This window comes from Streptomyces sp. PH9007 (genome assembly GCF_059813725.1).
Genome location: NZ_CM187440.1, coordinates 93,010 through 117,648 on the forward strand (window position 1 = coordinate 93,010; position 24,639 = coordinate 117,648).

At 70.5% G+C, this 24,639-nt stretch carries 19 protein-coding genes; 2 read left to right on the top strand and 17 right to left on the bottom strand.

Annotated features, from left to right (window positions below; genetic code table 11):
- Positions 1-134: 134 nt before the first annotated feature.
- The gene (locus ACTFAP_RS00410) at positions 135-2,369 is read right to left on the bottom strand and encodes an MMPL family transporter (protein ID WP_500467916.1); all 2,235 of its coding nucleotides are present in this window, start codon (positions 2,367-2,369) and stop codon (positions 135-137) included.
- A gap of 191 nt (positions 2,370-2,560) precedes the next feature.
- Here ACTFAP_RS00410 and ACTFAP_RS00415 point away from each other — a divergent pair, with 191 nt between their 5' ends.
- A complete protein-coding gene (locus tag ACTFAP_RS00415; protein ID WP_500467917.1) occupies positions 2,561-5,599 on the top strand; it encodes an AfsR/SARP family transcriptional regulator in 3,039 nt (1,012 codons plus the stop codon).
- A gap of 254 nt (positions 5,600-5,853) precedes the next feature.
- On the opposite strand, the gene ACTFAP_RS00420 is transcribed toward ACTFAP_RS00415, so the two are convergent.
- A complete protein-coding gene (locus ACTFAP_RS00420; protein ID WP_500467918.1) occupies positions 5,854-6,666 on the bottom strand; it encodes a helix-turn-helix domain-containing protein in 813 nt (270 codons plus the stop codon).
- Between the two features lie 171 nt (positions 6,667-6,837).
- On the opposite strand from ACTFAP_RS00420, the gene ACTFAP_RS00425 reads away from it, so the two are divergent.
- Positions 6,838-7,758 carry an SDR family NAD(P)-dependent oxidoreductase gene (locus ACTFAP_RS00425; RefSeq protein WP_500467919.1) on the top strand — a complete coding sequence of 307 codons (921 nt, stop codon included), beginning with the start codon at positions 6,838-6,840 and terminating at the stop codon, positions 7,756-7,758.
- Positions 7,759-8,565: 807 nt separating this feature from the next.
- Here ACTFAP_RS00425 and ACTFAP_RS00430 read toward each other — a convergent pair.
- From ACTFAP_RS00430 to ACTFAP_RS00500, 15 genes are all read right to left on the bottom strand, one after another.
- A complete protein-coding gene (locus ACTFAP_RS00430; RefSeq protein WP_500467920.1) occupies positions 8,566-9,702 on the bottom strand; it encodes a hypothetical protein in 1,137 nt (378 codons plus the stop codon).
- Positions 9,699-10,007 carry a helix-turn-helix domain-containing protein gene (locus ACTFAP_RS00435; protein WP_500467921.1) on the bottom strand — a complete coding sequence of 103 codons (309 nt, stop codon included), beginning with the start codon at positions 10,005-10,007 and terminating at the stop codon, positions 9,699-9,701. The genes ACTFAP_RS00430 and ACTFAP_RS00435 overlap by 4 nt, the downstream gene beginning before the upstream one ends.
- The gene (locus tag ACTFAP_RS00440; protein WP_500467922.1) at positions 10,004-10,666 is read right to left on the bottom strand and encodes a hypothetical protein; all 663 of its coding nucleotides are present in this window, start codon (positions 10,664-10,666) and stop codon (positions 10,004-10,006) included. The genes ACTFAP_RS00435 and ACTFAP_RS00440 overlap by 4 nt, the downstream gene beginning before the upstream one ends.
- A gap of 80 nt (positions 10,667-10,746) precedes the next feature.
- Entirely contained in the window at positions 10,747-11,031 is a 285-nt protein-coding gene (locus tag ACTFAP_RS00445) for a hypothetical protein (protein ID WP_500467923.1), read from the bottom strand.
- A complete protein-coding gene (locus tag ACTFAP_RS00450) occupies positions 11,031-11,744 on the bottom strand; it encodes a hypothetical protein (RefSeq protein ID WP_500467924.1) in 714 nt (237 codons plus the stop codon). Before ACTFAP_RS00450 ends, ACTFAP_RS00445 begins: the two co-directional genes overlap by 1 nt.
- A 163-nt stretch (positions 11,745-11,907) precedes the next feature.
- Positions 11,908-12,645 (bottom strand): Crp/Fnr family transcriptional regulator, encoded by a 738-nt coding sequence (locus ACTFAP_RS00455; RefSeq protein ID WP_500467925.1) that lies wholly within the window; start codon positions 12,643-12,645, stop codon positions 11,908-11,910.
- A gap of 132 nt (positions 12,646-12,777) precedes the next feature.
- Positions 12,778-17,163: an NACHT domain-containing protein gene (locus tag ACTFAP_RS00460; RefSeq protein ID WP_500467926.1), complete on the bottom strand. Its 4,386-nt coding sequence runs from the start codon at positions 17,161-17,163 to the stop codon at positions 12,778-12,780.
- A gap of 500 nt (positions 17,164-17,663) precedes the next feature.
- On the bottom strand, positions 17,664-18,065 hold the full coding sequence (locus ACTFAP_RS00465; RefSeq protein WP_500467927.1) for an allophanate hydrolase-related protein: 402 nt from the start codon (positions 18,063-18,065) through the stop codon (positions 17,664-17,666).
- 23 nt (positions 18,066-18,088) lie between these two features.
- Positions 18,089-18,715 carry a GntR family transcriptional regulator gene (locus tag ACTFAP_RS00470; RefSeq protein ID WP_500467928.1) on the bottom strand — a complete coding sequence of 209 codons (627 nt, stop codon included), beginning with the start codon at positions 18,713-18,715 and terminating at the stop codon, positions 18,089-18,091.
- Positions 18,712-19,596 (bottom strand): hypothetical protein, encoded by an 885-nt coding sequence (locus ACTFAP_RS00475; RefSeq protein ID WP_500467929.1) that lies wholly within the window; start codon positions 19,594-19,596, stop codon positions 18,712-18,714. Before ACTFAP_RS00475 ends, ACTFAP_RS00470 begins: the two co-directional genes overlap by 4 nt.
- A gap of 8 nt (positions 19,597-19,604) precedes the next feature.
- Positions 19,605-20,978, bottom strand: a complete 1,374-nt coding sequence (allB, locus tag ACTFAP_RS00480) for an allantoinase AllB (protein ID WP_500467930.1) — start codon at positions 20,976-20,978, stop codon at positions 19,605-19,607.
- A 39-nt stretch (positions 20,979-21,017) separates the two neighbouring features.
- A complete protein-coding gene (locus tag ACTFAP_RS00485) occupies positions 21,018-22,097 on the bottom strand; it encodes an ABC transporter substrate-binding protein (RefSeq protein WP_500467931.1) in 1,080 nt (359 codons plus the stop codon).
- 34 nt (positions 22,098-22,131) lie between these two features.
- Entirely contained in the window at positions 22,132-22,935 is an 804-nt protein-coding gene (locus ACTFAP_RS00490) for an ABC transporter permease (protein WP_400011031.1), read from the bottom strand.
- Positions 22,932-23,687, bottom strand: coding sequence for an ABC transporter permease (locus ACTFAP_RS00495; protein WP_436982120.1), 756 nt, complete (start codon positions 23,685-23,687; stop codon positions 22,932-22,934). Before ACTFAP_RS00495 ends, ACTFAP_RS00490 begins: the two co-directional genes overlap by 4 nt.
- The gene (locus ACTFAP_RS00500; protein ID WP_436982119.1) at positions 23,684-24,499 is read right to left on the bottom strand and encodes an ABC transporter ATP-binding protein; all 816 of its coding nucleotides are present in this window, start codon (positions 24,497-24,499) and stop codon (positions 23,684-23,686) included. Before ACTFAP_RS00500 ends, ACTFAP_RS00495 begins: the two co-directional genes overlap by 4 nt.
- Positions 24,500-24,639: the final 140 nt, after the last annotated feature.

Below are 24,639 nucleotides of genomic sequence, written 5' to 3' on the forward strand. Positions count from 1 at the left end.
CGGGCCTTGTCCGTCGCGCGCCGAGGTCATCGCGCAGGGCACGGGCCGGGGGGATGGTCGCCCCCCGGCTCGTGCCCGCACCCGCCCCGGCCCTGGCGGGCCACGCCTCTGCCGGCCGATGTCTGAGGCGATGGCTACCGGATGGCCGGCCGGCGGTGCGTGTCCCCGGCCGGCGCCTGCTCGGGCGGTGTCTCGCTCAGACCGACGCGGGCGTGGAGGCGGCGCAGGGCGGGCGGGGCCCACCAGTTCGCGTCACCGGCCAGCCGCATGAAGGCGGGCACTAGGACCGTCCGGATGACCAGCGCGTCGACCAGGACGGCCAGTGCCATGCCCACGCCCAGCTGTTTCAGGAAGACGACCTGGCCGGTCGCGTAGGCGGCGAAGGTCAGCGCCAGGATGCCGGCCGCCGCCGTGATGAGAGGAGCGCTGCGCTGGATGCCGACGGCGACGGCGCGGGTGTTGTCGCCGGTGCGGTCCCACTCGTCCTTGACCCGGGCCAGGATGAACACTTCGTAGTCCATCGACAGCCCGTAGGCGATGCAGAACATCAGGATCGGGATGCTGGGTTCCATGCGTCCGCTGGGCGTGAAGTCCAGCACGCCGGAGAGGTTGCCGTCCTGGAAGATCCATACCAGGGCGCCGAACATGACGGTCAGGCTCAGCGCGTTGGCGACGGTGGCCTTCAACGGGATCAGTACGCTCCCCGTCATCAGGAAGATGATCACCACGGTGACGAGCACGATGAGCGCGACGACCAGCGGCAGCCGGTCCAGGAGGGCCGCGCGGAAGTCCGTCATGGCCGCCGGAGTACCCCCGACCAGGACGTCGTAGGGGGCGTCCAGGGCGCGCACCTCGTGGACGAGGTCGGCGATGTCACCGCGCAGCGCGTCCTGGCCGGGAATGACGGACAGCCACACCGCGTCCGCCGAGGAGAACCGCCGGGAGGCTTCCGTGGCCGCGGCGGTGAGCGCACCGTCCCGGTACGATCCTGCCTCGGTGTCCACCCGGAAGACGCCGGGCAGCCGTGACAGCCGCAGCGCGTACTCCTCGGTCCGTGCCGGGTCGCCGGGCTCGGGCGCGACCACCTGCAGGGCGTCGGACTCCTCCGCCGGGAAGTTCTCGCCGATCTGTTCCTGGGTGACGCGGCTGGCGGCCGATGGGGGCAGCACCCGCTCGTCGGGCAGCCCGAAACTGGCCCCCAGGAACGGAGCGCCCAGCATCAGCAGCGCGGCCAGGGCAGGCAGCCCGAACAGCAGCGGCCTGCGCATCACCCGCACGGTCATCCGGTACCAGCGGCCCTCTGTCACCGAGGTGGCCGCGCGCGGCGGCCGGCGACGCAGCGTCCGCTGCCCGACCGCCGCGAGCGCGGCCGGGAGCAGGACCACCGCGGCCAGCGAGACGGTCAGCACCACCGCGATGCCCGCGTAGGCGAAGGAGCGCAGGAACGGGAAGGGGAAGGCGAACAGCGCGGCCAGCGAGGCCGCCACTGTGACACCGCTGAACAGCACGGTGCGTCCGGCGGTTTCCACGGTGCGGATGACCGCTGCGGCCCGGTCCGCCCCGGTGGCGCTCTCCTCCCGGAAGCGGGTGATGACGTAGAGGCCGTAGTCGACGCCGAGGCCAAGACCCAGGACCAGGGCGAGGTTGGCGGCGAAGGTGGAGACCTCGGTGAAGGCGGTGACGCCGCGCAGGATGGCCAGGGTGCCGAGCACCGCGAAGAGGCCGACGGCCAGGGTGAGCGCCGCGGCGGTCCAGCGACGGTAGACGCCCGCCAGGAGCAGCAGGACGACGGGGACGATGACGAGTTCGGCCCGGATGAAGTCGCGTGCTGCCTCCTGCCCCACCTCGCGGAAGATCTCGTCCGCCCCGCCGTGCCGGACGGTCAGCAGCTCGGTGTCCCGGCCGGAGAAGTTCTCCGTGATCAGGGGCAGCTGTTCGCGTACCTCGGTGGCCGAGCCTGCCAGCCAGGCCACGATGAGCGCCTGGCGGCCGTCCTCGGCGGCCAGCGTCGGGGACCGGTCACGGGACCAGTAGGAACCGGTGGCGGTGACCCCCGGCTCGGCGGCGAGGTCGGATTCAAGTGCGGCGGCCTCGGCGGCGAGTGCCGGATCGTCGACCGTCCCCTCCCTTGCCGTGATCAGCAGCAGGTAGTTGGGACTGCCGTTCTCGAACTCCTGCGCTATCAGGGCGTCGGCGGTGTGCGACTCGGAACCGGGCGCGTCGAAGCGGGACAGGGACAGGGCGTTCATCGCACCGGCGCCGGCCACGGCCGCGCACAGGAACAGGAGCGCCCCGGCGATCAGCACGGCACGCCGCCGCGTGGCGACCAGGATGCCGAGCCTGCGCAGTGGCGGGGGTGATGGGGACATTCGGGTCGCTCCTCGCGATGTGCCGGGTGGAAAGGGGGCGGGGGGTGCCCGCCGGTCGAACGGTGCCGCAGGCCGCTGACCGAACGCTGGAAGAAGCGCTGAAGCCCCAGGTCCGGACCGGTGGACGGCCCGGCGCGGTGCTTCCGCCGGGCGCCGGTGGGTCGGTGATACTGGGACGGGGAGGAGGGGTTGTGATCGGCGACGCCGTACGTTTCGAGGTGCTCGGCCCGTTACGGGCCCTGGTGGGCACCACCGAGGTGGTGCTCGGGCCGCCGAGGCAGCGCGCCGTGCTGACGGCGCTGCTGCTGCGGGCGCCCCGGCCGGTGAGCACGGAGAGCGTCATCGACGCGGTCTGGGGTGCCACGGCGCCCGCGGGCGCCGTGAACCTGGTGCAGAAATACATGTCCGCACTGCGCGCCGCGTTGCGGGGGCCCGCAGGCATCGTGCTGACGGGTGGCGGTTACGCGCTGACCGGCGCCGACGGGGCACACGCCCTGGACCTGTGGGAGTTCGAGCAGTCACTGGCCCAGGCCCGCGCGCTGCGCGAGGCGGGCGACCCGGCTGAGGCCGTCGCCGCCCTGACCCGGGCGACGTCGTTGTGGCGGGGCCCGCTCGCCGAGGGGCTGTCCGGTCCGGGCATCGAGCTGGAGCGGGAGCGGATGGCGGAACGTCGGGTCTCCGCGTACGAGGAGTTGTACGCCGCGGGGCTGCGGCTGGGCCGGGGCGGGCAGTACATACCTGAGCTGGCGCGGCTGGCGGCCCGGCATCCGCAGCGGGAGCGGCTGCACGCATTGCTGATGCGGGCCCTGGTACAGGCGGGGCGGCCGACGGAGGCGCTGGAGGTGTACGCCGGGGTGCGCGGCCGGCTGGCCGACGAGTACTGCACTGATCCGGGTCCCGCACTGCGGGCGGCGCACCAGTGGGTGCTGGCGGGCGGTGACCACGACCGTGGCCGGGAGGACGCGGGTGGGCGCTTCCCGGACGGCACGGAGGACGAGGTACGGGCGGTGTGGCCGGAGGGGGCCGACGGTGTCGGCGGACGCCCGGTGGTGCCCGTCCGCCCGGAGCAACTCCCCCACCCGGCGGCCGCTTTCACCGGGCGCACGGCCGAGAGCGCGCGCGTCACCGGCCTGCTGCGGTCCGGCGGCGTCCCCATCGTCTGTGTGGAGGGCACCGCGGGTATCGGCAAGACGGCCCTGGCCGTGCACTGCGCCCACCGGGTGACCGACGCGTTCCCCGACGGCCGGCTGTTCGCGGACCTGCGCGGCTTCGACCCCATGGCCCCCGCTCAGCCCGCGGATGTCCTGGGGGAATTCCTGCGATCCCTCGGCGTGCCGGCCCGCCGGGTGCCGGAGGGCGAGGGGGCCCGCTCCTCGCTCTTCCGTTCGGTGCTGGCCGGGCGCCGGGTGCTGGTGGTGCTCGACAACGCCGCCGACGCCGCCCAGTTGCGGCCGTTGCTGCCGGGCCCCGGGGGGTGCGCCGTCCTGACCACCAGCCGGCGCGGGCTGACGGGACTGGCCGTCACCGACGGTGCGCACCGGGTGGTGTTGCCGGGGCTGTCGCCGGACGAATCCGCCGACCTGCTGCGGACGGTACTCGGACGGGCCACCGCGGCGGACGACGGCCATCTCGCGGAGGTCGCCCGGCTGTGCGGGCATCTTCCGCTGGCGCTGCGCGTGGTGGCGGCAGGCGCCGCCACGGTTCCCGGTCTCACCGCGCGGGACATCGTCGCCCAGCTCACCGCCGGGGGGCCTCTGGCCTCCGCTGTCGCGCAGGACGAGGACCGGGTGTCGGTGACGGCGTCGCTGACCCTGTCGTACCAGCGCCTGGACCCCGCGGCCCGCCGGATGCTGCGGTTGCTGGGCCTGGTTCCGGGAGTTGACCTGACCAGTCGGGAAGCGGCGGCCGTGAGTGGGCTGCCGGTGGCCGGCACGAGCCGCGCCCTGGGCGCCCTGACAACCGCTCACCTGCTGGAACAGCACCGGCCGGGCAGGTTCCGGTTCCCGCACGACCTGCTGCGCGCGTATGCGGGGCAGCGGGCCGGCGCGGAGGAGACCGAGGCCGGCCGGCGGGAGGCGACCGGCCGGCTGACCGCCCGGTACATCCGGCTCGCCCGGGTCCTGGAGGGCGGCGCGGATCGCGTCCGGCGGGCGGGTCCGGGCGGCACGGTGACGGATGTGGTGTCGGCTCCCGCCGGGGTGGCGGAGGCCGAGCTGCGGAACATCGCCGCGATGGTCGAGTACACCGCTCGGCACGGGCCGTACCCGGTGGCGTGGACGCTGGCGTCCCTGCTGCACGACGTCTGCAAACGACGCACCCTGGTGACGGAGTGGCTGGCGCTGGCGGACGCCGGGCTGCGGGCCGCTCACACCGCCGGTGACCGGCGGGCGGCGGCCGGGTTGTCCCTGACCCTGGTGGACGCCTATTTGACGGCGGGCCGTGGCGCCGAGGCGGACACACTCGCGCGGCAGGCACTCGAGGCGGGGCGGGAGGAGGGCTGGGCGGACGTGGTGGGCGCCGCGTGCGAGCAGCTGGGCCGTGGCCGGTGGTTGCTGGGAGACCTGGCGAAGGCCCGGGAGCTGCTGACCGAGGCGGTGGGGACCGGTGGCGCGGCGGGCCTCCACCTCGCGACGGCGAAGTCCCTGGGGGCGCTGGCGCGGGTCGAGGCGGACAGTGGCGCGTGGCGGGCCGCGCACCGGCACTACCGGAGGGCGCTGCGGATCAGCCGTGCCCTGGGGGTGCGCTATCTGGAGGCCGTCTTCCTCGCGGAACTCGGCGCCGTGCACCGGGGTCTGGGTGAGCCGGAGGCCGCGCTGAACGTGCTGGAGTCGGCGCTGGCGCTGAGCCGGGACGACGTCGAACTGTGCCGGCCGGCGGCCCTGGGGCACGCTTATCTGGCCGAGCTGCACGCGGCGGACGGCCGGGAGCAGCAGGCCCGGGAGTGCGTACGGGTGGCGCTGCGCATCGCGGCCGAGCAAGGCGATTCATGGGCGCTGACGGAGGCCAACAACGCCGCCGGGCGGGCCCTGACGCTGCTGGGCGCCACGGGTGAGGCCGCCGACCGGCATCACGCTGCTCTGGGGGCGGCCCGGGCGCTGCCCTACCGGCGCGGCGAACTGCACGCCCTGGCCGGGCTGTCCGCGGCGACCCGGCTGCCGGTCTGGCGCCGCCGGGCGACCGCGCTGGCCGGCCACCACGCCTACGACCTGGATTCGCTGCTCGCCGGCTGATCCGGGGCGGGCATCGGCTGAGAACGGCGGCCGGAGTCGTGCGCAGGCCGGACAGCCGAAGGCTCCGCTCCGGAGTGGGCGCGCCCCATCGCGGCGAGGACCCGGAAGGGTACGAGCCGGGGGACACACGTGCCACAGCCGCCCGCGGGAGTCTTCGTCAGCCCGGGAAGGTGGGGCGGGCCGGCGGTGGAGGGTGTCCTCGACGGTGTCCGTCAGCCTCCGCGAGGGCGGCCGCGGCTGTGGCCGCAGCCGGGTCACCTGCTCGGGGTTCCCAGCCCTGTCACGTCGTGCGGCGTGTAGAGCATGACCCAGTGGTCCCGCTCGGCGTCGTGGAGCATCTCCATGTCGAAGCGCGACCACCCGTGCCGGGGGTGGTGCATGCGTTTCACCGCGGACCGCCACGCGCCGACCTCGCCCCGTTCCCAGTAGTCGCGGAAGCGTGCACTGACCGCCGTGAGTTCGGCGAACATGCCGTGCAGATGGCCGTCGCCGGGGTACCGGCTCAGGGCCGTGCGCAGTTCGGCTGCCGCGGCCCGGGCGAACAGGTCCGCGCCGTCCTCGCCGAGCAGGTCGGGGAGCGCCGGTGCGGTGAAGGCCTGGTAGGCGATGTTGCGTCCGTAGCGGCCGGTGCCGGCCGCCAGCGGACCGAGCAGTTCGGCGGCGGACGCGTTGCAGGCCAGCAGGGTGAGGCGGCCGTCGTGCACGGTGACCGGCATGGTGTCGTCCAGGCCGCGCAGCAGGCGCAGCAGTCCGGGCCGGATCACGGCGTCGGGGGCCTCGATCTGCGGAGGCTGCTCGCCGCCGAGCCGGAACAGATGGTCCCGCTCGGCGACCGAGAGCCCGAAGGCGCGGGCCAGCGCGTGGAGGACCTCGCGGGACGGGCGCGCCGCCTTGCCCTGTTCGAGGCGGGTGTAGTACTCCACCGATATCCCGGCGATGTCGGACAGTTCCTGGCGCCGCAGGCCCGGAACCCGCCGTCGCGATGCCCGACCACTGTCCGGTGGGGCCATCGCGGCACGACGCCGGCGCAGATAGTTCCCGAAGTCCGTCCGATCTCCGCTGAGCACCCGTTCATTGTGCCTCCCGCGGGGCACCGCCGGCAGCGCGCTGCCTGACCCTGCCGGTACCAGGCCCGACGAAGTCTCCCACCGGGCCGTGCCGTGCCGCAGATTCGTGGCACGTACCGAGATCACCGGCGGTACGGCGTGCGCCTTTTCCCTCAACCCCAGGAGCGAGTGATGCCCGCAGCGACCCGGACCATCGTCATGACCGGCGCCACCGGAGGGATCGGTCTCGAAGCGGCACGAGATCTCCTGCGCCGCAGCCCGGAGACCCATCTGGTGGTTCTGGCACGGGAAGCCTCCGCGGCACGCGTCCTGCCGGGGCTGCGGGAGATCTCGCCCCACGTCTCGGCGCTCCCCGTGGATCTGGCCCGCGTGGCCGCTGTCGACACCGCCTCGGCACGGGTGGAGGACCTCCTGGAAGCGGGGGAACTACCGCCGCTGCGGGGCATCGTGTACAACGCCGGCGTCCATCTCCGCGACGCCCTGCACACGAGTGCGGACGGATACGAGCTGACCTTCGCTGTCAATGTTCTGGCGACTCACCTGCTGCTCAGGAGGCTTCATCTCCATCTGCGGGCTCCCGCGCGCATCGTCGTCACCGTCAGCGACGCCCATTTCGGCGATCTCCGGCACACCGGAGGCATCATGCCGGCGCCCCTGTGGAGGGATCCGGAATCGCTCTTCCGGCCCGGTGCCTACCCCCGTTCCCACCGGGTCCGCTCCGGTGGCCGCCGCGCCTACACCACGAGCAAGCTCGGCGCCGTCCATCTGGTCCACGAGTGGGCCCGGCGGCTGCCCGGCGGAATCGACATCCTCGCCTACAACCCGAGTCTGGTCACGGGTACCGGACTCGCCCGGGAGATGGGGGGCGCCGCCCCGTTCGCGATGAAGTGGCTCGTCCCGGTCCTCGGGGTGACACCGCTCGTCGACGCCCCGCCGGCGGCCGGCCGCAAGCTCGCCGATGTCGTGCTCGGGCGCACCGACGCGCCGACCGGGTCCTACATCCATCGCACCCGGGCCATGTCCTCGTCCGCCGAGTCCTACGACGCCGACCGCGAGCGGGGCTTGTGGGAGTGGCTGGAGCAGCAGGGCTGACGGCGGTCCGCCGGCCGCGGGCGACCGGAGGGCGTATCGCTCGCGCCGGTCGATGGCCGCGCCGGGGCAGGCCGGCATGGGGATGTGGGCGCGACGGCGGGCCCGCTGGGGCACAGCAGGTCCCAGGTCGTGGCTGCAATGCCCGTGCCCGTCCGGCGACGCAGGCCCACCCCCGCCGCCGGCACGCCGACACTCCCTCGTCGTGCGATCGGTGACACAGAGGCCGGGCCGATCGGGAGCCACAGCCGTGACCTCGCCCCTGTGTTGTTCCGATGACGTCGCCGCCGTCCGCCGGGGACGCGGGCGCACTCCGGTCAGCCGCTCCCCAAACCCGGACCCCGTATCTCCGGCCCGACGGAGAAAGGCGGGGGAACCTCCGGCCGCACCCGGGGCGGTCCTGCCCGCAGTGGCTCGGCCCAGGAAGGTCAGCCGGACCTTGCGGTACAGGTTGTCCTTGTTGGTGTCTGTCAACCTCCGCAAGGTCAACCGCGACAGTGACTGTGGTCGGCTCACACCCCGCTGGTGGCGCGCTGCTGACGCGCCTCATGACGGTAAAGGCTAAGTGCACTCGGCCGTTTCCCCCGGTGCTATCGGGAGTCCGGTCCTGGCCTCCAGAGCTCACCCATACAGGGCTGTCGAGATCGATGTCAACGACCACTCCTGCAAGGACAGGAGCTTGCGTTCCAGGGCATGGGGCGGATGGCCCACGGATCAATCACCGAGAGAACCCTCCCTGAGCGTGCAAGCGACGGCTCGACGACACTAGCTCCGGACCTCTGAGGAGGTCCGGAGCTAGTGGGGGTCTTATCAGGCGGTGGCACCAGCCGCCAGTTCACGGGCCTTGGCGGCCCACTCCCCCATCCTCGTGATGGCGGAGATCATGTGCTTCACCGCGGCGGAGATCTCCTTCACCGGCTTGCGGAGGTGACGGCTCATACGAGCCATTGCACCCGCTGAAGCACCGAAGGAGCTGATCTGAGCCAGACCGTCCTGCGCAGCCTCGTCCAGGGACATCAGTTGCTCCAGAAACTCCTCCGCTCCCTCGCCACGCCCGTCGGGCGGAGCCATTTCGATCAGCCCCAGAGCGGCGCGCACCCCGCTGTCGAGGCTCACCATCCGCCCGGCGAACGTGGCAGCGACCGTGTGAAGTTCTTCTGCGGGTGCACTGAGCGTTTCCGAATACCGGGCAACGCTGGCCAGCCGTGCGCTCATGGGGGCCTTCGCCTGGGCCAAGTGGAGCATCACGGCATTGGATTGCTCGGTCAGCCTTGCGATGGTCTCGATCGTCTTCTTGATGGCCTCCATGTCGGCCGTCATCTCGCCGACCCCCTCCTCGATCACCGCGAAGTCGTCGAGCAGACCAGGTGAATCCTCGTCCTCCGCCTTCGCGCCGTTTCCGGCCTCCGAAACGGAGACGGAATCATCATCCGTCTGGAGTGCTCGCAGCACCCTCGCCGGGGTGAGGAGTTCAAAGCCGTCCCGGAGTCCGGCCTCGAGAGCGCTCTCGATCTCTTTGCGTGCTCCGGCCAGATGGCTGCGCGTCCGCTGGTAACGAATCGTCCTGATCGACGCGATGTCGAAGGGCAGCTGACCGGCCTCTCCGATGTGGATCGTCGGCTTGCCGGTGATGTGCCGCAGCCCCAGCTCGTACATCACGTTGGGGTTGCCGCCACTGACGTCCGCGACAACCAGGTCCGACTCGACGACATACCGGCAGATCTGCTCGTTGATGTCACCAGCGTGCGTGATGCTGTCCGCGCGCACGGCGCTCATGCCGTACTTCTTGCAGGCTGGGACGATCACCTGCTCAAAGATGCCGAGGTTGTGCTCGTACACCTCTCGCTCCGGACTGTCGGGGGCGGCGTGCGGGTCGCCAATGGGCCCGACGACGAAGCACCTCTGCGGCTGGTCGGGATCCTGCCGGAGCCTCTGTGACGCGTTCATGTGAGCTCCTTCGATGTACGTGGGTGGGTGGCGTCAGGTTGGCCTGCAGGATCGGCGTCGTCCGCCACGGGGACGGCGTACACCGGCCGCTCCTCGATGCCGAGCGCAAGCAGCAGGTGGGCAGTGGCGATGCGGTATTGTCCGCCCACCCGCAATACGGGGCAGGGGAAGGTACCGAGGCGGATCAGCTTGTACGCCGTCGCCGGGCAGATGCCGAGTGCGCGGGCGCTTGTGCGCACGTCGATACACAGGGGCAGGTCGAGCGCTTCGGCGAAGCCGAGCGGCATCACCGACCGCCCGCTCACCGCCGGGCTCCCGCGTGGCTCAGGACCAGCGTGCCGATGACATCGGCCGCCTCGTGGCGCCGGGCCCGAAACACCAGGTCGGGCAACCGGCTGCCTGAGCGACGCCCGTCCTGCCGGGGGCGTGACTCGGAGAAGCGGAGCGTGGCACACACACCTTCGCGTCGGGGCGGGGGCGTGATGTGAACTTCCCATCCCTCGGACATGGGGGTCGCTTCCGCCGGTGGAAGGGCGATTCTGCGGGCCTCGGCGAAGACACTGATGTCGATGACAGGAACTTCCCGTGTGACGCGCTTGGCATAGGCCCACATCTGCTTCACCGCCCTCTTGACCAAGAAGCGACCGATGTCGGGATCATCCGGGTCCGCCTCGTCGAGAGCGGCCAGCACTGCCAGGGCCGCCTCTGCCTCCAGGTCGTCCCGGTCGATCCCCTGCCACAGGTTCAGGATCCGGTGCAGATTGCGGTACAGCCCGGGGAGGACCAGCCAGACGACCAGCAGCCGTTTGGCGTCGCCGTGACCGTCACCGTCCGCTGTCTCGCGTGTCTCGGTGACGGCCTGTCGCCAGATCGCGGCACCCAGCGACGCGTCCCGTCGCGGGCCGTAGAGTGCCTTCCTGCACTCCTCGGGCGACAACAGGACGACGTGGGAGCCAAGGTGCACGGTGCGGGGCCGGGAACCTCCCGGTACGCCGAGGAGACCCTGCTCAATCTGGGCGAAGACGCCAGATGGTGGAGTCGTTGTCACTGTTCCTCCTTTCCGGCCTCGTCGGGCCGGGAGTTTGCCAAGGCAGCGGCAGCTCGGTCGCAGGCGTGCGCGAGGGCGGCAAGGGCCGCCCCCAAGGCGGTGTGCCAGGTCGTATGGGCGGGGTCCTCCACCCCGTTCCGGTGCCGGGTGTGTGCGGTAGGTTCGGCGGGCAGGTGAAGATGAATATCGCCGTACACCGCGTGGCCGACGTTCACGCCGTAGTCCGCCCACTGACTGTCATCCCGCTCGCGCCGGAGCGGGTCCTCGCAGAAAGCCGTCATCAGGCGGACCCCGAGCCGGCCCACGGGGCCGGCGTGCAAGGGCCGATACTGAGGCCGCCCACGACATCCCGGCCGACAGCGGCGCCGTGGTGAACACGCTGTGACAACGTCGGCCGGCCCGGGGAGTCGGTCTGCGACAGGTCCTGCGGTGGCTCCGCCACGGCCGACCGAACGACGTCCGGAGTCTGGCCCGGCACGTGGATCCAGCCGTAGCCGCCGAATTCCTTCACCTGTACGTGGGCTCGCACGTACTGCGCCGGGTCGAGGTCCCACCGCCTTGACCGCACAACGTCCTGGTAGAGCCGGTCCGACACGATGACGGCGAGATCCGCCACGGCGAGGGTGGTGAGTGCCGCTTTGAGCTGGGGCGCGTTGACATAGCGCGCCACAGCGACGGGGGCCGGGCCCGCGTGGCCGAGGGCGGCGTCCGCGACGACGCCGGTGTCCACCGCCATCCGCAGCCTGATCCGCGGGGTGGCGGGACGTGTGTTCGCGTCCGTGAGGCAGAGCGCGAGATTCTGGACCAACGGACCCAGCACGGCCTCCTCGGGCGTGGCCTCGGGGAGGACGGCCAACTCCAGGTCACCCTGCGGCTGGATCTTCCAGGCTGCCCGATCGAGACCGGTCAGCTCCGCCGCCTCGTCCATCATCCTGACCAGCTCGCGCTGAACGACCGACTGGGCCCGGGTGTCGAGACGGCTGTAGTGCTCCATATCTGCGGCCAGGCACAGTCGGCGGTGTGGCAGGCCGCTTGGCGGCCATGAAGAAGAGAAGCCTTTCCTCACAACACGTCACCTTCCATAGACATTGGGTGCGTTGCACGCCAACTGTGAGCGGAAGGCACAGGAACGGCCCACCCAGCCGCATTAATACGGATCACGTGACGTGGCCCTGGGTACGCGGTAAACTGACCTGTGCTGCCTCGCGCAGCCGGTTCATGTCGTTGATGGTGGTCAGCCGGCACCCGGCGGCGATGATCCGCTTCTTCCGCAGGTCGGTCAGAGCCTTCTGGACAGTGGTTTTGGCGCAGGCGGTGAGGGCTGCGAACTCCGACTGCGACAAATCCACGGGAATGCGGATGACATTCTGCTCCGGCCCTTTTAATGTCCATCTGGGCTGCCCGTAGGACTCCGCAAGTTCCAGGAGGACGCGCGCCACGCGGACTGGCACTTGATATCCGCCCAGTTCGAGCCTCAGGCGGTCCGCTCTGCGCAATCTGTTGGAGACCAAGCTGGTGAAGGCCAGTGATGCCTCGGGGTGAGTCAGCAAGAAGTGCTTGAGTTCGCCGGGCGGGACAACGGTGGCGGAAACATCGCTGCAGGCGGTGACCGTGGCTGATCGTGGTCCGTCGTCCATGGCGGCCACCTCGCCGACGATGTCCCCGGTGGTCCTGATGTCCATGAGCCATTCCCGGTCACGGCTCTGCCGGGCGGTCACCTTCACCAAGCCTTCATGAAGGACCACGAGTTCCTGTGTGTGATCGCCCTCCTGGATCAGCACGTCTCCCCTGGCGTAGCGCCGTGGGGTGCCGAGCCGGGAGAAAGCCGCGTGTGCTTCGGGGGACAACATCTGGAGGAAGGCCGGGCGACGATTGGGAGGTGCTTCGTGCATCATCTGCACAGCACAGCACCAGGGTTCACTCAGCAGGCATCGTTCCGCTGGTCCCACCGGTGCACCGAACGCACATCGGGGCGCACGGAGGCGCACGGCTGAAGCATGCTGTGGGCCGGGGGAGGTCTAGCTCATTCAGCTCCGGTCCGAGTCGGTGATCGCCCTGTCCACACCGTAGGAGCCAAGGAGCAGCAATCGGTCCAGCAGATCGAGGATCTCCCGGCGCATGACTGGAGATGCCTGAACATACGCGCGGACCAACAGCTGGCCTATGTGACGGGCGCTGGCCGCCGCGCCGCGGGACGCGTCGACTGACTCGGCTCCGGACACGATGAGAAATTGCCGCACCGACATCAGAACCAGTTTGTCGACTCGATCAAGCGCCGCCTCGAGTGTGATGAGCAGCTGAGGCAGGGCTGCATCGAAGGTTCGGGATTCGATCAGCGCGATCAGTGTCCGCTGGTACGGCGCCAGACGTTGACCGCGCAGCTCCACTGCCACCTTCGCAGCGGCTTCCCGCACCACCATTCCGGAGTCGTGGAAGAAGTGAACAAGTGCACGATGGGCCAGCTCCCTGTCACCGGTATTCAGCAGGCGCTGGGCGCATACCTCGGCGGCTCCCTGCCGCTGCTCCCTGTCCGTCCCGTCCAGCACCCTGGCCAGCAGGTCAGGCATCTCCCACTCCATCGCGGCCAGCGCGGCGAACTGGCCACCGACCCGGCGCACTCGGGCCACCCGGGAGTTCAACATACGTTCCGTCAGAGGCCGGGCCAGCGCCGGATCCCCATGCATCAGGGCAAGGACCAAGCGGTACACGTATCGTGACGCCAGCAGGTGATCAGGGGCCCGGACGAGCACCGCGAAGGCATCGACAACCGCCGGACGGTCGTGACGGATCACGGCCCCGAGAACGTGGGCGACACACGCCCGGACCGCGAGGGAGGGTGCGGCCGCCAGCCGGCTGAGGTGGGCCACCATCAGAGCGACGCGGGTCCCGTCCCGGTCGTGGAAGAGCAGATCTCCCAGGATCTTTGCCGCACTGCCACTTACGGTGTTGATCCCGGCGGAGAGCAAGTCATCGCTCATGGTGTCCGCGTCGAACGCGGAGTCGCCGGGCAGCTCGTCGGCATCGCCCTTCTCTCCCCCGTCGAGGGCACAGGTCAGCAGGGTTTCCACCAGGTCGAGCGGCACGCAGTCGAGGTAGTTCCGCAGGGCGTGCCCCAGCCACCGGTCCTGCTCCGGCTCACCCCTGCCCGCGAAGTGGCGCACCGCCGCAAAGACGGTTTCCGGGTCGTCGTATGGCTCGGCTTCCCCCAGGCCCAAGAGGAGTGAGGTCCCATAGGCCGGGTGTGTCCCGGGATCGATCCGGAGGGCGAGCCGCGCGAACCGTCCGGGGTCCGCCACTGTCATTCGTTGCAGCACTCCAGAGAGCTCATGCGCCCCGCCGGTATGGTTCGCCCAGTCGATCCGGTCCCGGCTGTGCTTCCGTATCGCCCTCAGCCACTGATCGTCACTCATGTGCCGGGCCGCTTCGGCCGGAATCGGCGGGCCAACGAATCCACCCGTAACCCCCTCCGGTTCATCCGGCACCTGTTGGTCGTCATGAAGCCGCCGCAGCTCTCCGAGCCGGCGTGTCGCCCGATCGGAGAGCCGCTCTTCGGGAAGCGCCGTCAACAGGGTGAACTCGTGCCAGGGCGAGCGTTTCTGGTCAGGGGGAAGGCGCAGGTGGAGCAGGGACTGTTCCACCTGACGGAGAGAGCGGTCGGGCAAGGCTCCGCCGATGGCATGCAGGACCTCACGTGCGGTCCACACAACGTTGGACACATAGCCGGACAGCAGACGGTGTCTGCCCTGGAGAAGGATCTCAGCGGCCCACGGGGCGAGATCAGCTCCTCCCGCGATGAGTACCTGGTACAGCAGCCACTGTGCCGCCTCGTACGGCTCGCTCACCAGATGTTCCACCAGCTGACGTGCTCGCGCCGCATCCTTGCCGGCCGTTATCCGCAGAGCCTTGGCCGTGCCGTGCAGGAGTGCGTCACCCAGGTCGTCGGGGTCCTCACCGGGAGAGCGGTACGAGAAGTGCCGGTCTTGTACGGGGCATCCAGCCCGTGCCGGGTAGGCGGTCAGGCTCATGGCGGTCAAGAGCACCGGCAGCACCTCGGCGCAGAACTCCTCCGGCGCTCCGACCGCGGCGGTGGCTACAGCTTGCCGCGCCGCGTGGTCCCGGTCCGCGAACAACGCGACCTTGCCTTGGTCGTCGCGTCGCAAGCTGCCGGGGCATTCCGCCAGCAGCACGCCAAGCAGCTCAACCACCCACCCAGGTTCTTCGGCTGCCAGGACTCTCACTGGGAACCAGAACGTGTGTGGGAGCCGAGCGAGATGGCCTGCTCGTATGCCATCGAGCAGAAGATCGAAGAGCGGACGGCCGCCGGCGAAGTTGGCGTGGGGGAGGATGCGAGTCAGCCATGCGCTGTATCCCGTATCGGCGGCGTGCGGTTCCAGAAGGCGGGCCACTCGGTGGGGCAGCGTATCCGCCACCGCCACCAACAACCGCACCGCCCACTCCTGTTCTCTGGTGTCGGCGCTGTCGAGCCAGTTCTCGAAGACCCCCTCGTCGTCCGCGCGACGGAACCAGCCGGGTGTCCCGAGCATGTCGACGAGCCAGCCGCTGAAGGGCGGGCGCGTGTCCAGCACCCGCGCCACCATGCTCCATTCGGTGGCGGTGGGAGCGTCCAGGCCGCGCAGCACGGCCAAGGTCAGATGCTTGAGGTGGTAGCGGATGTCCGGACTGGTCAGCAGATCCTCGACCTCTTCGGCGAACCGTTCCGGTTCGAGATCCCGCAGGTGGTCGAGCACCTGTCGGAGCTGTCCGCGGCGGAACAGCTCCTGTTCTCCGCCGGTGAGGAAGGCGACCAGGCTCTCTTCCCGCGCGAGCCAGGCGCGGGCGAAGGCGTAGTCGAAGAAGCTTTCGTGAAAGAAGGCCAGTTGTCGACCGTCGCGCACCAGGAGGTGCTCCGATTCCAGAACCTTGCGGGTGACCGCGAGGCTGTCGGTGTCGAGCACGCTGTAGGGCGCTGTGAGCCGTTGACGTTTGCTCATGGCTTCGACGACAACGGAGACCGCCTCGTGGAAGCGCACGGAGGAACGCCGGGCGCACGCCTCCTGTTTGGCGTCCCAGAAGGTGTCGAAAAGCTGCCGGGAACTGTGAAAGAGGAGGGCCCCCTCCTGGTCCGTGACCTGAGCAAGGAGGACAAGATGCAGCGGTGAGCGCAGCAATGCCTTTTGCGAGGGGCCCAATCGGGAGACGTTCAGGCCCATACGGGCGACGGCGGTTTCGACCTGGGCGTCGGAGAGCGATCCGACGGTGACGCGTGTGCAGTGCTCCGGAGCGGTGAGCCTTCGGATTCGGGAGTCGGCATCGGCATCGAACGCGCGGCAGGCAAGGATCACCCGCATCCCGGGGTATGCCGCAGCCTCGTCCACCAGATCGGCGACCGCGTCGAAGGTGTCGGGGATCCGCCCCGACGCCAGGCTGACGGCGTCGAGCTGGTCCACCACCAGGACGCAGGGCCGTCCGCCCGCCATCACGCCCAGCGCACTGACGGGAGACATGGACAGGCCGACCCGCTCCCCCAGTTCATGCGTCGAGCCGAAGGGGTCAAGGCGATCAAGGCGGATGCCGAGAACCGGGGTGCCCGCTTCGACAAGTGCGGTGACGGTCTGGTGCAGCACGGCGCTCTTCCCGTCGCCTGCCGTTCCAGTCAACAGAATGAGCTGTTGAGTACCCTCCCTGATCTCCTGCACGAGGCGGACGGCCTCGTCCCGGGGGATTTCCGGTTGGAGCAGCAAGCGTTCGACGCTCGCTGCCCACCGGCCGGTCACCGTTCCGACGGCATCGGATACGGCTACAACATCGGCCCTCACGATGCCCCGAAGTCCGTGCAGTGCCAGGCGGCTGAGGAGGGCGGCGGCGTCGAGTGTCGTTCCGAGGTTGTCGAGCAGGACTTGACCGAGGGCGAGCGCCGCCAAGTGGCCCGGTGCACCGGCCAGGAGCTGTTCGGCCAGGACTGCGTTCGTGCGCACGAGCTCTTGTTCGTCGTGGCACTCCACGCGAAGCCGTCTCAGTATCTGCCAGGCAGTGGTGGCCGAACCGTAGATGCCGTCTGCGGCAAGGGCATCGAAGGGGCCCCGGAGCTCATCCGTCAACCACTCCGCCTCGAATGAGGCGACACTGTCGGAACGGCCGGCGCGGTCGGCCAGTTCAGCGAGGGCCCGGCCGGGGACCGTGGACACAAAGTGAAACGTCCGGCCCGCCTCGGCATGCGAACGCAGGCTCTCCCACACTCCCAGGGCACGGAGCGAGGCCACATTCCAACTGTTCGCGTTGCGGTGCTGCCGCTTGACTTGGTAAACATCCGTCCCGTGAGCGTGCCTGAAGACGAACTCCGCTCCCTCGCCCAGCGGCCCGCCCGGTTCCACGCACAGCGATGTGCCCGACCCCAGCAGCACGTGCAGGGCCATTCTGATCGTCCATGCTCCCTCATAGCGATTGCCGAACTTGTCGGTCTCGCCGCCCGGCCGAGGTGCCACCGCGCGCCCCTCTCTCTCCGGCCTCACCAGATGAGCCGCACACGTGCGCGGACGCTACCGCATCCAGGCCGGGCGCAGCCGCCCAGGTTGCAAAGGTCTCAATGGCCCGCCCGAAGCAATACAAGAGAATATTTCAGTCGATTGAGCCTAATTACCGCGAAGGGTCCCCTTCAGCCCAGGAAGGTCAGGCGGATCTGGCGGTGGAGGTTGTCCTTGTTGGTGTCCGCCAACCTCCGCAAGGTCAACCGCGACCGTACCGTCGGCCGTGGGTTCGAGTCCCACCCGTCCCATCCCCAGCAGGCCAGGAACAACCGCTCCTGGCCTGCTGCTTCTCCCGAAGGGTTACCGCCCTGGGCGCACCGAGATCATCTGCCGGCCCCGTGCCGGCCCCTTCTGCCCGGCGCCGTCGCTGTCCGCCAGGTCCTCGGGGCTCAGGCCTCTGGCGGGGCGGAAGCCGCGAGGTGGGCGCGCCAGCCGCCGGGAGCGGTGATCTCGTGGATTCCGGGTCCGGCGGCCGGGGGCCGACGGCAGACCATGCTGAGCGAACCGCGGCCGTCCTCCAGCTGGATGGCGGAGAGTTCCAGCTCGACGGGTTCCCGGGGCAGCAGCTTCTCGCGCAGGTCGCCGTAGGAGATCTCGTAGATCTCGCCAGGTACCGGCCAGCCGCCTTCCCGGGCCGGCAGAAGGCCGGGGAAGCGGTCGTGGAAGGAGTAGAAGCGGTAGCGCGGCGCGGTCCGGACGGGGCCGAGGAAGCGAGCACCCGTGAGGGCGTCGTTGAGCTCCCCGCCGCTCATGGCCTGCCCGTTGACGAACATGGTGACGGTGTCGTGCACGTGGGGCTCCTGTGGTCGGTGAGTCAATCCGTGAGCGTGGTGTTTCCGTGGCCGCGCAGTGCGTGCACGCGTACGGCGGTGACGGCGCGTTCCAGGTCGCCGCTCGCGAGGTCGTCCAGCAGCGCCCGGTGCTGGGAGACCGGCTCGTGTCCCGGCTGCTGGACGTAGTCGTCCGTCGGGTAGAGGAGGGCCTGTCGTTCCATGAACGACGAGGTGGTCTCGGAGAAGGCCGCCCGGTTGATCGCCATGTGCAGGTCGAGGTGGGCCATGGAGAACTGAGGGCTGCCGATGCCGTGTTCCCGCAGGGCCACCTCCAACGGGTCCAGCAGCGTGTAGAGCGGCGCCCAGTCCACCCGCACCGCCTTGGCGGTGAGGCTGCGGGCCGCCACTTCGTCGAAGGCGACGCGCAGCAGGTGGAGCTCGGCCCGTGCCTCGGCGTCGACGCTGACGACGACGAGCTGGCCGCGCCGGATCCGCAGGACCAGCCCTTCGCTCGTCAGCCGCTGTAGTGTCTCGCGCACCGGGGTGCGGCTGACCCCCAGTTCTTCCGCGATCTGTTCCTCGACCAGGCGGATGCCTCCCGCGTACTCGCCGGTGGTGATCCGCTGCCGCAGGAAGCGGTACACCCGCTCCCGTGTGGTGGTCGTCATGAGGCCCTCGCGGTGAGCAGGGCGGCCCGGCACCGGTTGGTGACCCGCTGCATGAACGTGCCCGACATCACGCTCATCCCGGCCCGGAGCGCGGCGTGTTGCAGCGCCGAGACGCGGTTGTTCAGGTCGAAGAACCTGCTGCCGGGGGTCAGCAGCCGGGGCAGGGGGAAGGCGAAGGGCTGCTCTTCCGAGACGTCCGTCTCGCCCCAGGTCGTGGTGTTCACGATCAGCGAGGGTCCGGTGGTGGAGAAGGGCACGTCGGGCAGGGCGTCCGGGGCGACGGTCAGGGCGCCGAAGTCCGCGGCCCAGGTGGCCAGCTCCGAGGCGTTGCGCGCGCTGCCGAGGAGCGGGACGTCCGGCCAGGCACGGCGGGCCGCCAGAGCCACCGAGCCGGCCGAGCCTCCCGAGCCGAGCACCAGCACGCCGGCTGGGGTCGCTCCGCCCATCAGGACCTCCATCGCGGCTTGTGCCGCCCAGGAGTTGGTGTTGACGCCGAGCAGTCCTCCGTCGCCGTTCCGGAGGATCGTGTCGACGACGCCGGTCGCGGTGGCCGAGTGCGTGAGACCCCCCAGGCGGGAGGCGACGGCCTTCTTCCACGGGCTCAGGACGAGTGCGAGCTGCCAGGCCGGGTTGGCGAGCAGCGCGGCGGGGTCCTCGAACGGGAGGTGGTGCCCGCACGTGAGGTGCTCCGCGTCGAGGGCATCCCGGAGCAGCCGGCCGTCCAGGGCGTGCCGCGCGGTGGTGCCGATGCCGGCGAGGACAACCGGTGGCCGCCCCTCCGGGCCGGGCGGCGGTTCCGCCCGCAGCCCGGCCTCTGCCAGGCAGCGGCTCACCGCCTCGCCCATGCTGTCCACCCGCGTTCTGTGTTCTGCCGTGGTCACGTGGCTCCTCACCTCTTGCCTGCCGGGGCCGGGCGCACGTGGCGGCCACGCGGTGCGCCGACGATCCCGCTCTTGTCGTACACCGATTCTCCGCGCAGGTAGGTGGCGACCACCGCACCGGTCAGCGGCCAGCCCTCGTACGGAGTGACGTTGTGCCGGGAGTGCATCGTGGCCGGGTCAACCGCCCCGGTGGCGTCGGGGTCCACGAGTACGAAGTCGGCGTCGAAGCCGGGGGCCAGCTGTCCCTTGCCGGGCATCGACCAGCGCCGGGCGGGGGTGTAGGAGCACAGCCTGACGATGTCCTCGACGGACAGGCGGCCCTGTGCGGCGGCGGTGAGCAGCAGCGGCAACATCGTCTCGACCCCGATGAAGCCACCGTGCGCGCACCAGACGTCGCCTTCGGCTTGTTCGGAGGGGGTATGGGGGGCATGGTCGGTGGCGATGACGTCCACGTCGCCGCGGGCGATTCCGGCCCACAGCTCGGCGACGTTCTCGGCCGGCCGGATCGGTGGGTTGAGCTTGATGAGGTTTCCGTGGGTGTCGTAGGCGCTGTCGTCGAACAGCAGGTGGGCCACGAGGGCTTCCACGCTGACCCGGTGGCCGTCGGCGCGCAGGTCGCGCACGCGGCGCAGCCCGGCACCGGTGGACAGGTGGTGGATGTGGAGCTTGGTGCCCGCCTCGGTGGCCATGGTGACGATCCGGGTCACGGCCTCCACCTCGACGAAGGTCGGCCGGCTGACCAGGTGCGCCCGGGGATCGGTACGGCCGGAGGCCCGCAGCCGGTCGATGAACATGCGGAGCAGGTGGTCGTTCTCCGCGTGCGCGCCGACCACGAGTCCGGCCGCCGCGGCGGCCTCCAGGCCGCGGAAGATCGCCGCGTCGTCGGGGCACCGGTTGTCGCCGGTGGTCTGCCCCATGAAGAGTTTGAAGCCCATGGCGCCCAGCTCGGCCATGGCGGTCATCTCCTCGGCGTTGTCCTGGCCGAGCATGCCGTAGAGCCCGAAGTCGACATGTGCCTTCGGCGCCACCAGGCTCAGCTTGCGCCGGAACTCCTCCGCGGTCGCCACCGGGGGAACGGTGTTGGGCATGTCCACGACCGTGGTGACGCCGCCGGCCGCTGCGGCTCGGGTACCGCTGGCGAAGTCCTCCTTCTCGGTCATGCCGGGCTCGCGGAAGTGGACGTGGACGTCCACCAGGCCGGGCAGTACGAGCAGCCCTCCGGCGTCGACCACGGGGATGTCCCCGGCTGTCCTGGCCGCCAGGTCCTCCCCGACGGCGGCTATCCGGCCGTCCCGGACGGCGATGTCGTGTCGGTGGCGGCCGTCGTGCGAGACGACGGTTCCGCCCGTGAGGAGCAGGTCGTACGGCGCTGGGTGGGGCATGGAGCGTCTCCTTCGATGGGAGCGGGTGACAGCGGGGCGTCAGGCGTTCAGGGTCAGGGAGGGGTCCTCTTCGTAGACCTCCCTGATGGGGCCGAGGTCGAACAGGTCCTCGACACCGAGGTCGAGGCCGCCCGCGCGGGCGGCGCGGACATTGGTGGCGGCGGTCTCCTCAGAGAGCGCGAGGATGTGCTGGGCGGGATCGCCGTCGAGGATCAGCTCGTTGCCGGTCCGGCAGGCGGTCAGGGTGATGCCGGGGTCGAGGCCCAGATCCCGGCCGTACTCCTCCACGGTGACCCGGGCCGCCAGCTCCGGATCGGCCAGCACGTCCTTCCAGCCGCGGATCTCGGCGCGGAGGAACGCCTTGACCTTCTCGCGGTTCCGGCCGATGTTCTCCTGGGTGGTGACGTAGGTCTGGCCGACCAGCGGGAAGCCGGCGTCGGCCAGCAGCATCTCGTCGATCCCGAAGCCGCGGTTGCGCAGCTCTATGGGCTGGTTGTTGGTGTAGCCGAGGTAACCGTCGATCTCGCCCTCGGTCATGCCGATGGGGTCGCCCTGCACGGGCACGGTGGTGATCCGGGACTCGTCCAGGCCGAGCGCCGCGAGGAACAGCCGCCACAGCGGCTCACTGGATGAGGAGCAGCCGATGGTCTTGCCGTAGAGATCCTGCGGGGTGCGGATCGGTCGGTCGCTCATGGACATGACGCAGCTCGCGTTGCGCTGGTAGACGGCACCGATGATCTTCAGGGGAGCGCCCTCGGCGATCGCGGCGCCCACTCCCGCTATCTGGGACACGCCGGCGAAGGTGCCGCTCAGGACATCGGATTCGATCGGCGGGGCGGTCGGCCCACCCGGGATGAGGTCGCTGCCGCTGAAGCCCTCCTCCTTGTAGTAGCCGTTCCGGTCCGCCAGGAAGCTTCCGGCGAACTGCGTGTTCTTCACCCAGGCCAGGCGCTGGGAGGCGATGCCGAAGCCGGCCGGGCCCGGGTCCTGGGAGGGACCGCCGGGTTCCGCCGGGGCGCAGGCGGCCAGCGGGCCCGCGGCCAGGGCGAGCCAGCCCAGGGCGAGGCCGCCGGTCAGGAATTGGCGCCGACCGGACGGTCCGCGGGTGGATGCGGTCATGGTGTGCTCCGTTCCGTGGGCTGAGCGGTGGGCGTCAACGCGTGGCGGTCATGCGGGAGGAGACGGCACGTTCGAGGAGCGCGAGCACTTGGTAAATCGCCATGCAGACGGCGGTCAGGACGACCACCGAGGACCAGAGGCGGGAGAACTGGAACTCGTTGGCGTCCCGCATCATCTGGCCGCCGAGGCCGGCGCCGGAGGCGAGCCATTCGGCCAGCAGCGCGCCGACGATGGACGTGGTCACGGTGATGCGCGCGGCGGTGAACCAGGTGGGGACGGCGTGCGGAAGGCCTACCTTGACGTAGGCCGTCCATGCGGAGCCGCCGAACGCCCGGCACACGTCCAGATCGGTCCGCGGGGCGGCCCGCAGCCCCTGCAGCATCGTCAGCAGGGCGGGGACGAAGACGACCGCGGCGCCGATGAAGGCCGTCCCGGCCGTGCCGCGCCCCAGGGCCAGCACGATGATCGGGGCAAGCGTCACCATGGGTATGGCCCGCAGCGTGGTCAGGGTCGGGAGGAACATCTCCTCCAGGGGGCGGGAGAAGGCCAGGAGTGTGGAGACGGCGGCGGCCAGCAGCAGCCCGGAGGCGAAACCGAGGGCGGCGTCCGTGAGGGTGCGCCCCAGCAGCGGCCACATGGCGGCGCGGTGCTCCGCGACGGACAGGTAGTTCCACACGTCGAGCGGCGACTTGGCGACGTACGGGCTCACGTCCACCGTCCGCAGGAAGATCATCCAGCCGGCGACGATGGCGGTCAGGCTGCCGAGGAGGACGAGGGTGCCGCGCGCGGTCCGGCCGGCGGCCCGGCGGAGCCGGCTCTGGAGGGACGGGGTGATCATGACGCCTCCCGGGCCTGCGCGGCCCACGGGGTGGCGAGGCGTTCCACGAGGCCGACCGCGAGGAACGCGATCAGCGCCACCGTGGCGCACACGAGGGTGATGCCCCAGGTGCGTTCCACGTCGCTGGTCTGCTGTGCGACGACGAGTGCCGCGCCCAGGCCGCGTTCCTGGCCCATGAACTCACCGATCACCGTGCCCAGCAGCGCGGCGGGTACCGCGATGCGCAGAGCGGTGAGCATGCCCGGCAGCGCGGCCGGCGACTGGACCTTGCGCAGCACCAGGTAACGCCCGCCTCCGTAGGCCCGCACCAGGTCCTCACTGGTGCGGTCCGCCCGCCGGAGACCGTTGACCGTGCTGACCAGAGTGGTGAAGAAGACCGACAGCCCCGCCATGATCGCCGAGGTCCCCGGACCGCTGAACATCGCGGCCAGGATGGGCGCCACGGCGATCAGCGGGACGCAGGCCGAGGCGATCCCCACGTGCAGGATGACCTTCTCCATCCAGGGGACGGCGATGACCGTCGCAGCGCAGGCGATGGCGATCAGATTGCCCCACAGGTAGCCGACGGCCGCGGACTGGAGCGTGATGGGGATGTGCGCACCGTAGAAGGCGGCGCCGTCGGACAGCATGCCGGAGACGATCTGCGTGGGCGACGCGATCGCCGGTCCCATGACGCCCGTCACCCCGGCGGCCTGCCAGGCGAGGAGTACCAGTGCGGTGCCGGCCATGCGCAGCGCCGGTGCCACGCTCACCGGGGACCGCCCGCCCCTGCGGTCGTGCGGGTGGCGTCGCCCGCGTCCTGGAACAGGAGGGCGGAGAGCCGGTCCACGTAGCCGTGGAATTCCGGGGTGCGCGTCAGCCCGGCCGTCCGCGGACGGGGGAGGTCGATGCGTACCTCCTCCTGAACCCGCCCCGGACGGGCCGACATCACGACCACGGTGTCGGAGAGGAACACCGCCTCGGCGATGCCGTGGGTCACCATCAGCGTGGTGGCCGGCCGCTCGGTCCAAATGCGCAGCAGCTCGTGGTTGAGGTTCTGCCGGGTCATGTCGTCGAGCGCCCCGAAGGGTTCGTCCAGCAGCAGGATCCGGGGCTTCACCACCAGGGCACGGGCGATCGCCACCCGCTGGCGCATGCCGCCGGAGAGGTGGCCGGGACGGGCGTCCTCGAATCCGGTGAGGCCCACCAGGTCGATCAGCTCCTGGATCAGGCCGTCGTCCTCCCGGCGGCGGGCGATCTCCAGCGGCAACCGGATGTTGGAGCGCACGGACCGCCATGGCAGCAGGGCGCTGTCCTGGAAGGCGATGCCGAGATGGTGGTGTTTGCGCATCTCGGCAGGGGTCTCGCCGTGCACCAGCGCCTCGCCGGACGACTGCGACTCCAGCCCGGCCAGGATGCGCAGGATGGTGCTCTTCCCGCACCCCGACGGCCCCAGGAGGGAGACGAATTCTCCCTCCCGGGAGTGAATGCGGACGCCGTCCAGGGCGCGGACTTCGCGACGTCCGGCGCGGAATGTCTTCGTGAGGTTCTCGAGGTGAATCCCGGGGGCCGTTGGCGGAAGCATGTCCCTCCTCGCTTTGGATCCAAGATTGGATCCAAAAGCTACGAGGCGCGTATTACAGGCGAATGACACGGCGAGCGGTGCGTGTAACGGTTTCCCGCGTGCGGTCATGACCGGCGCGGGAGCGAGGTGAGGGGGCCCGG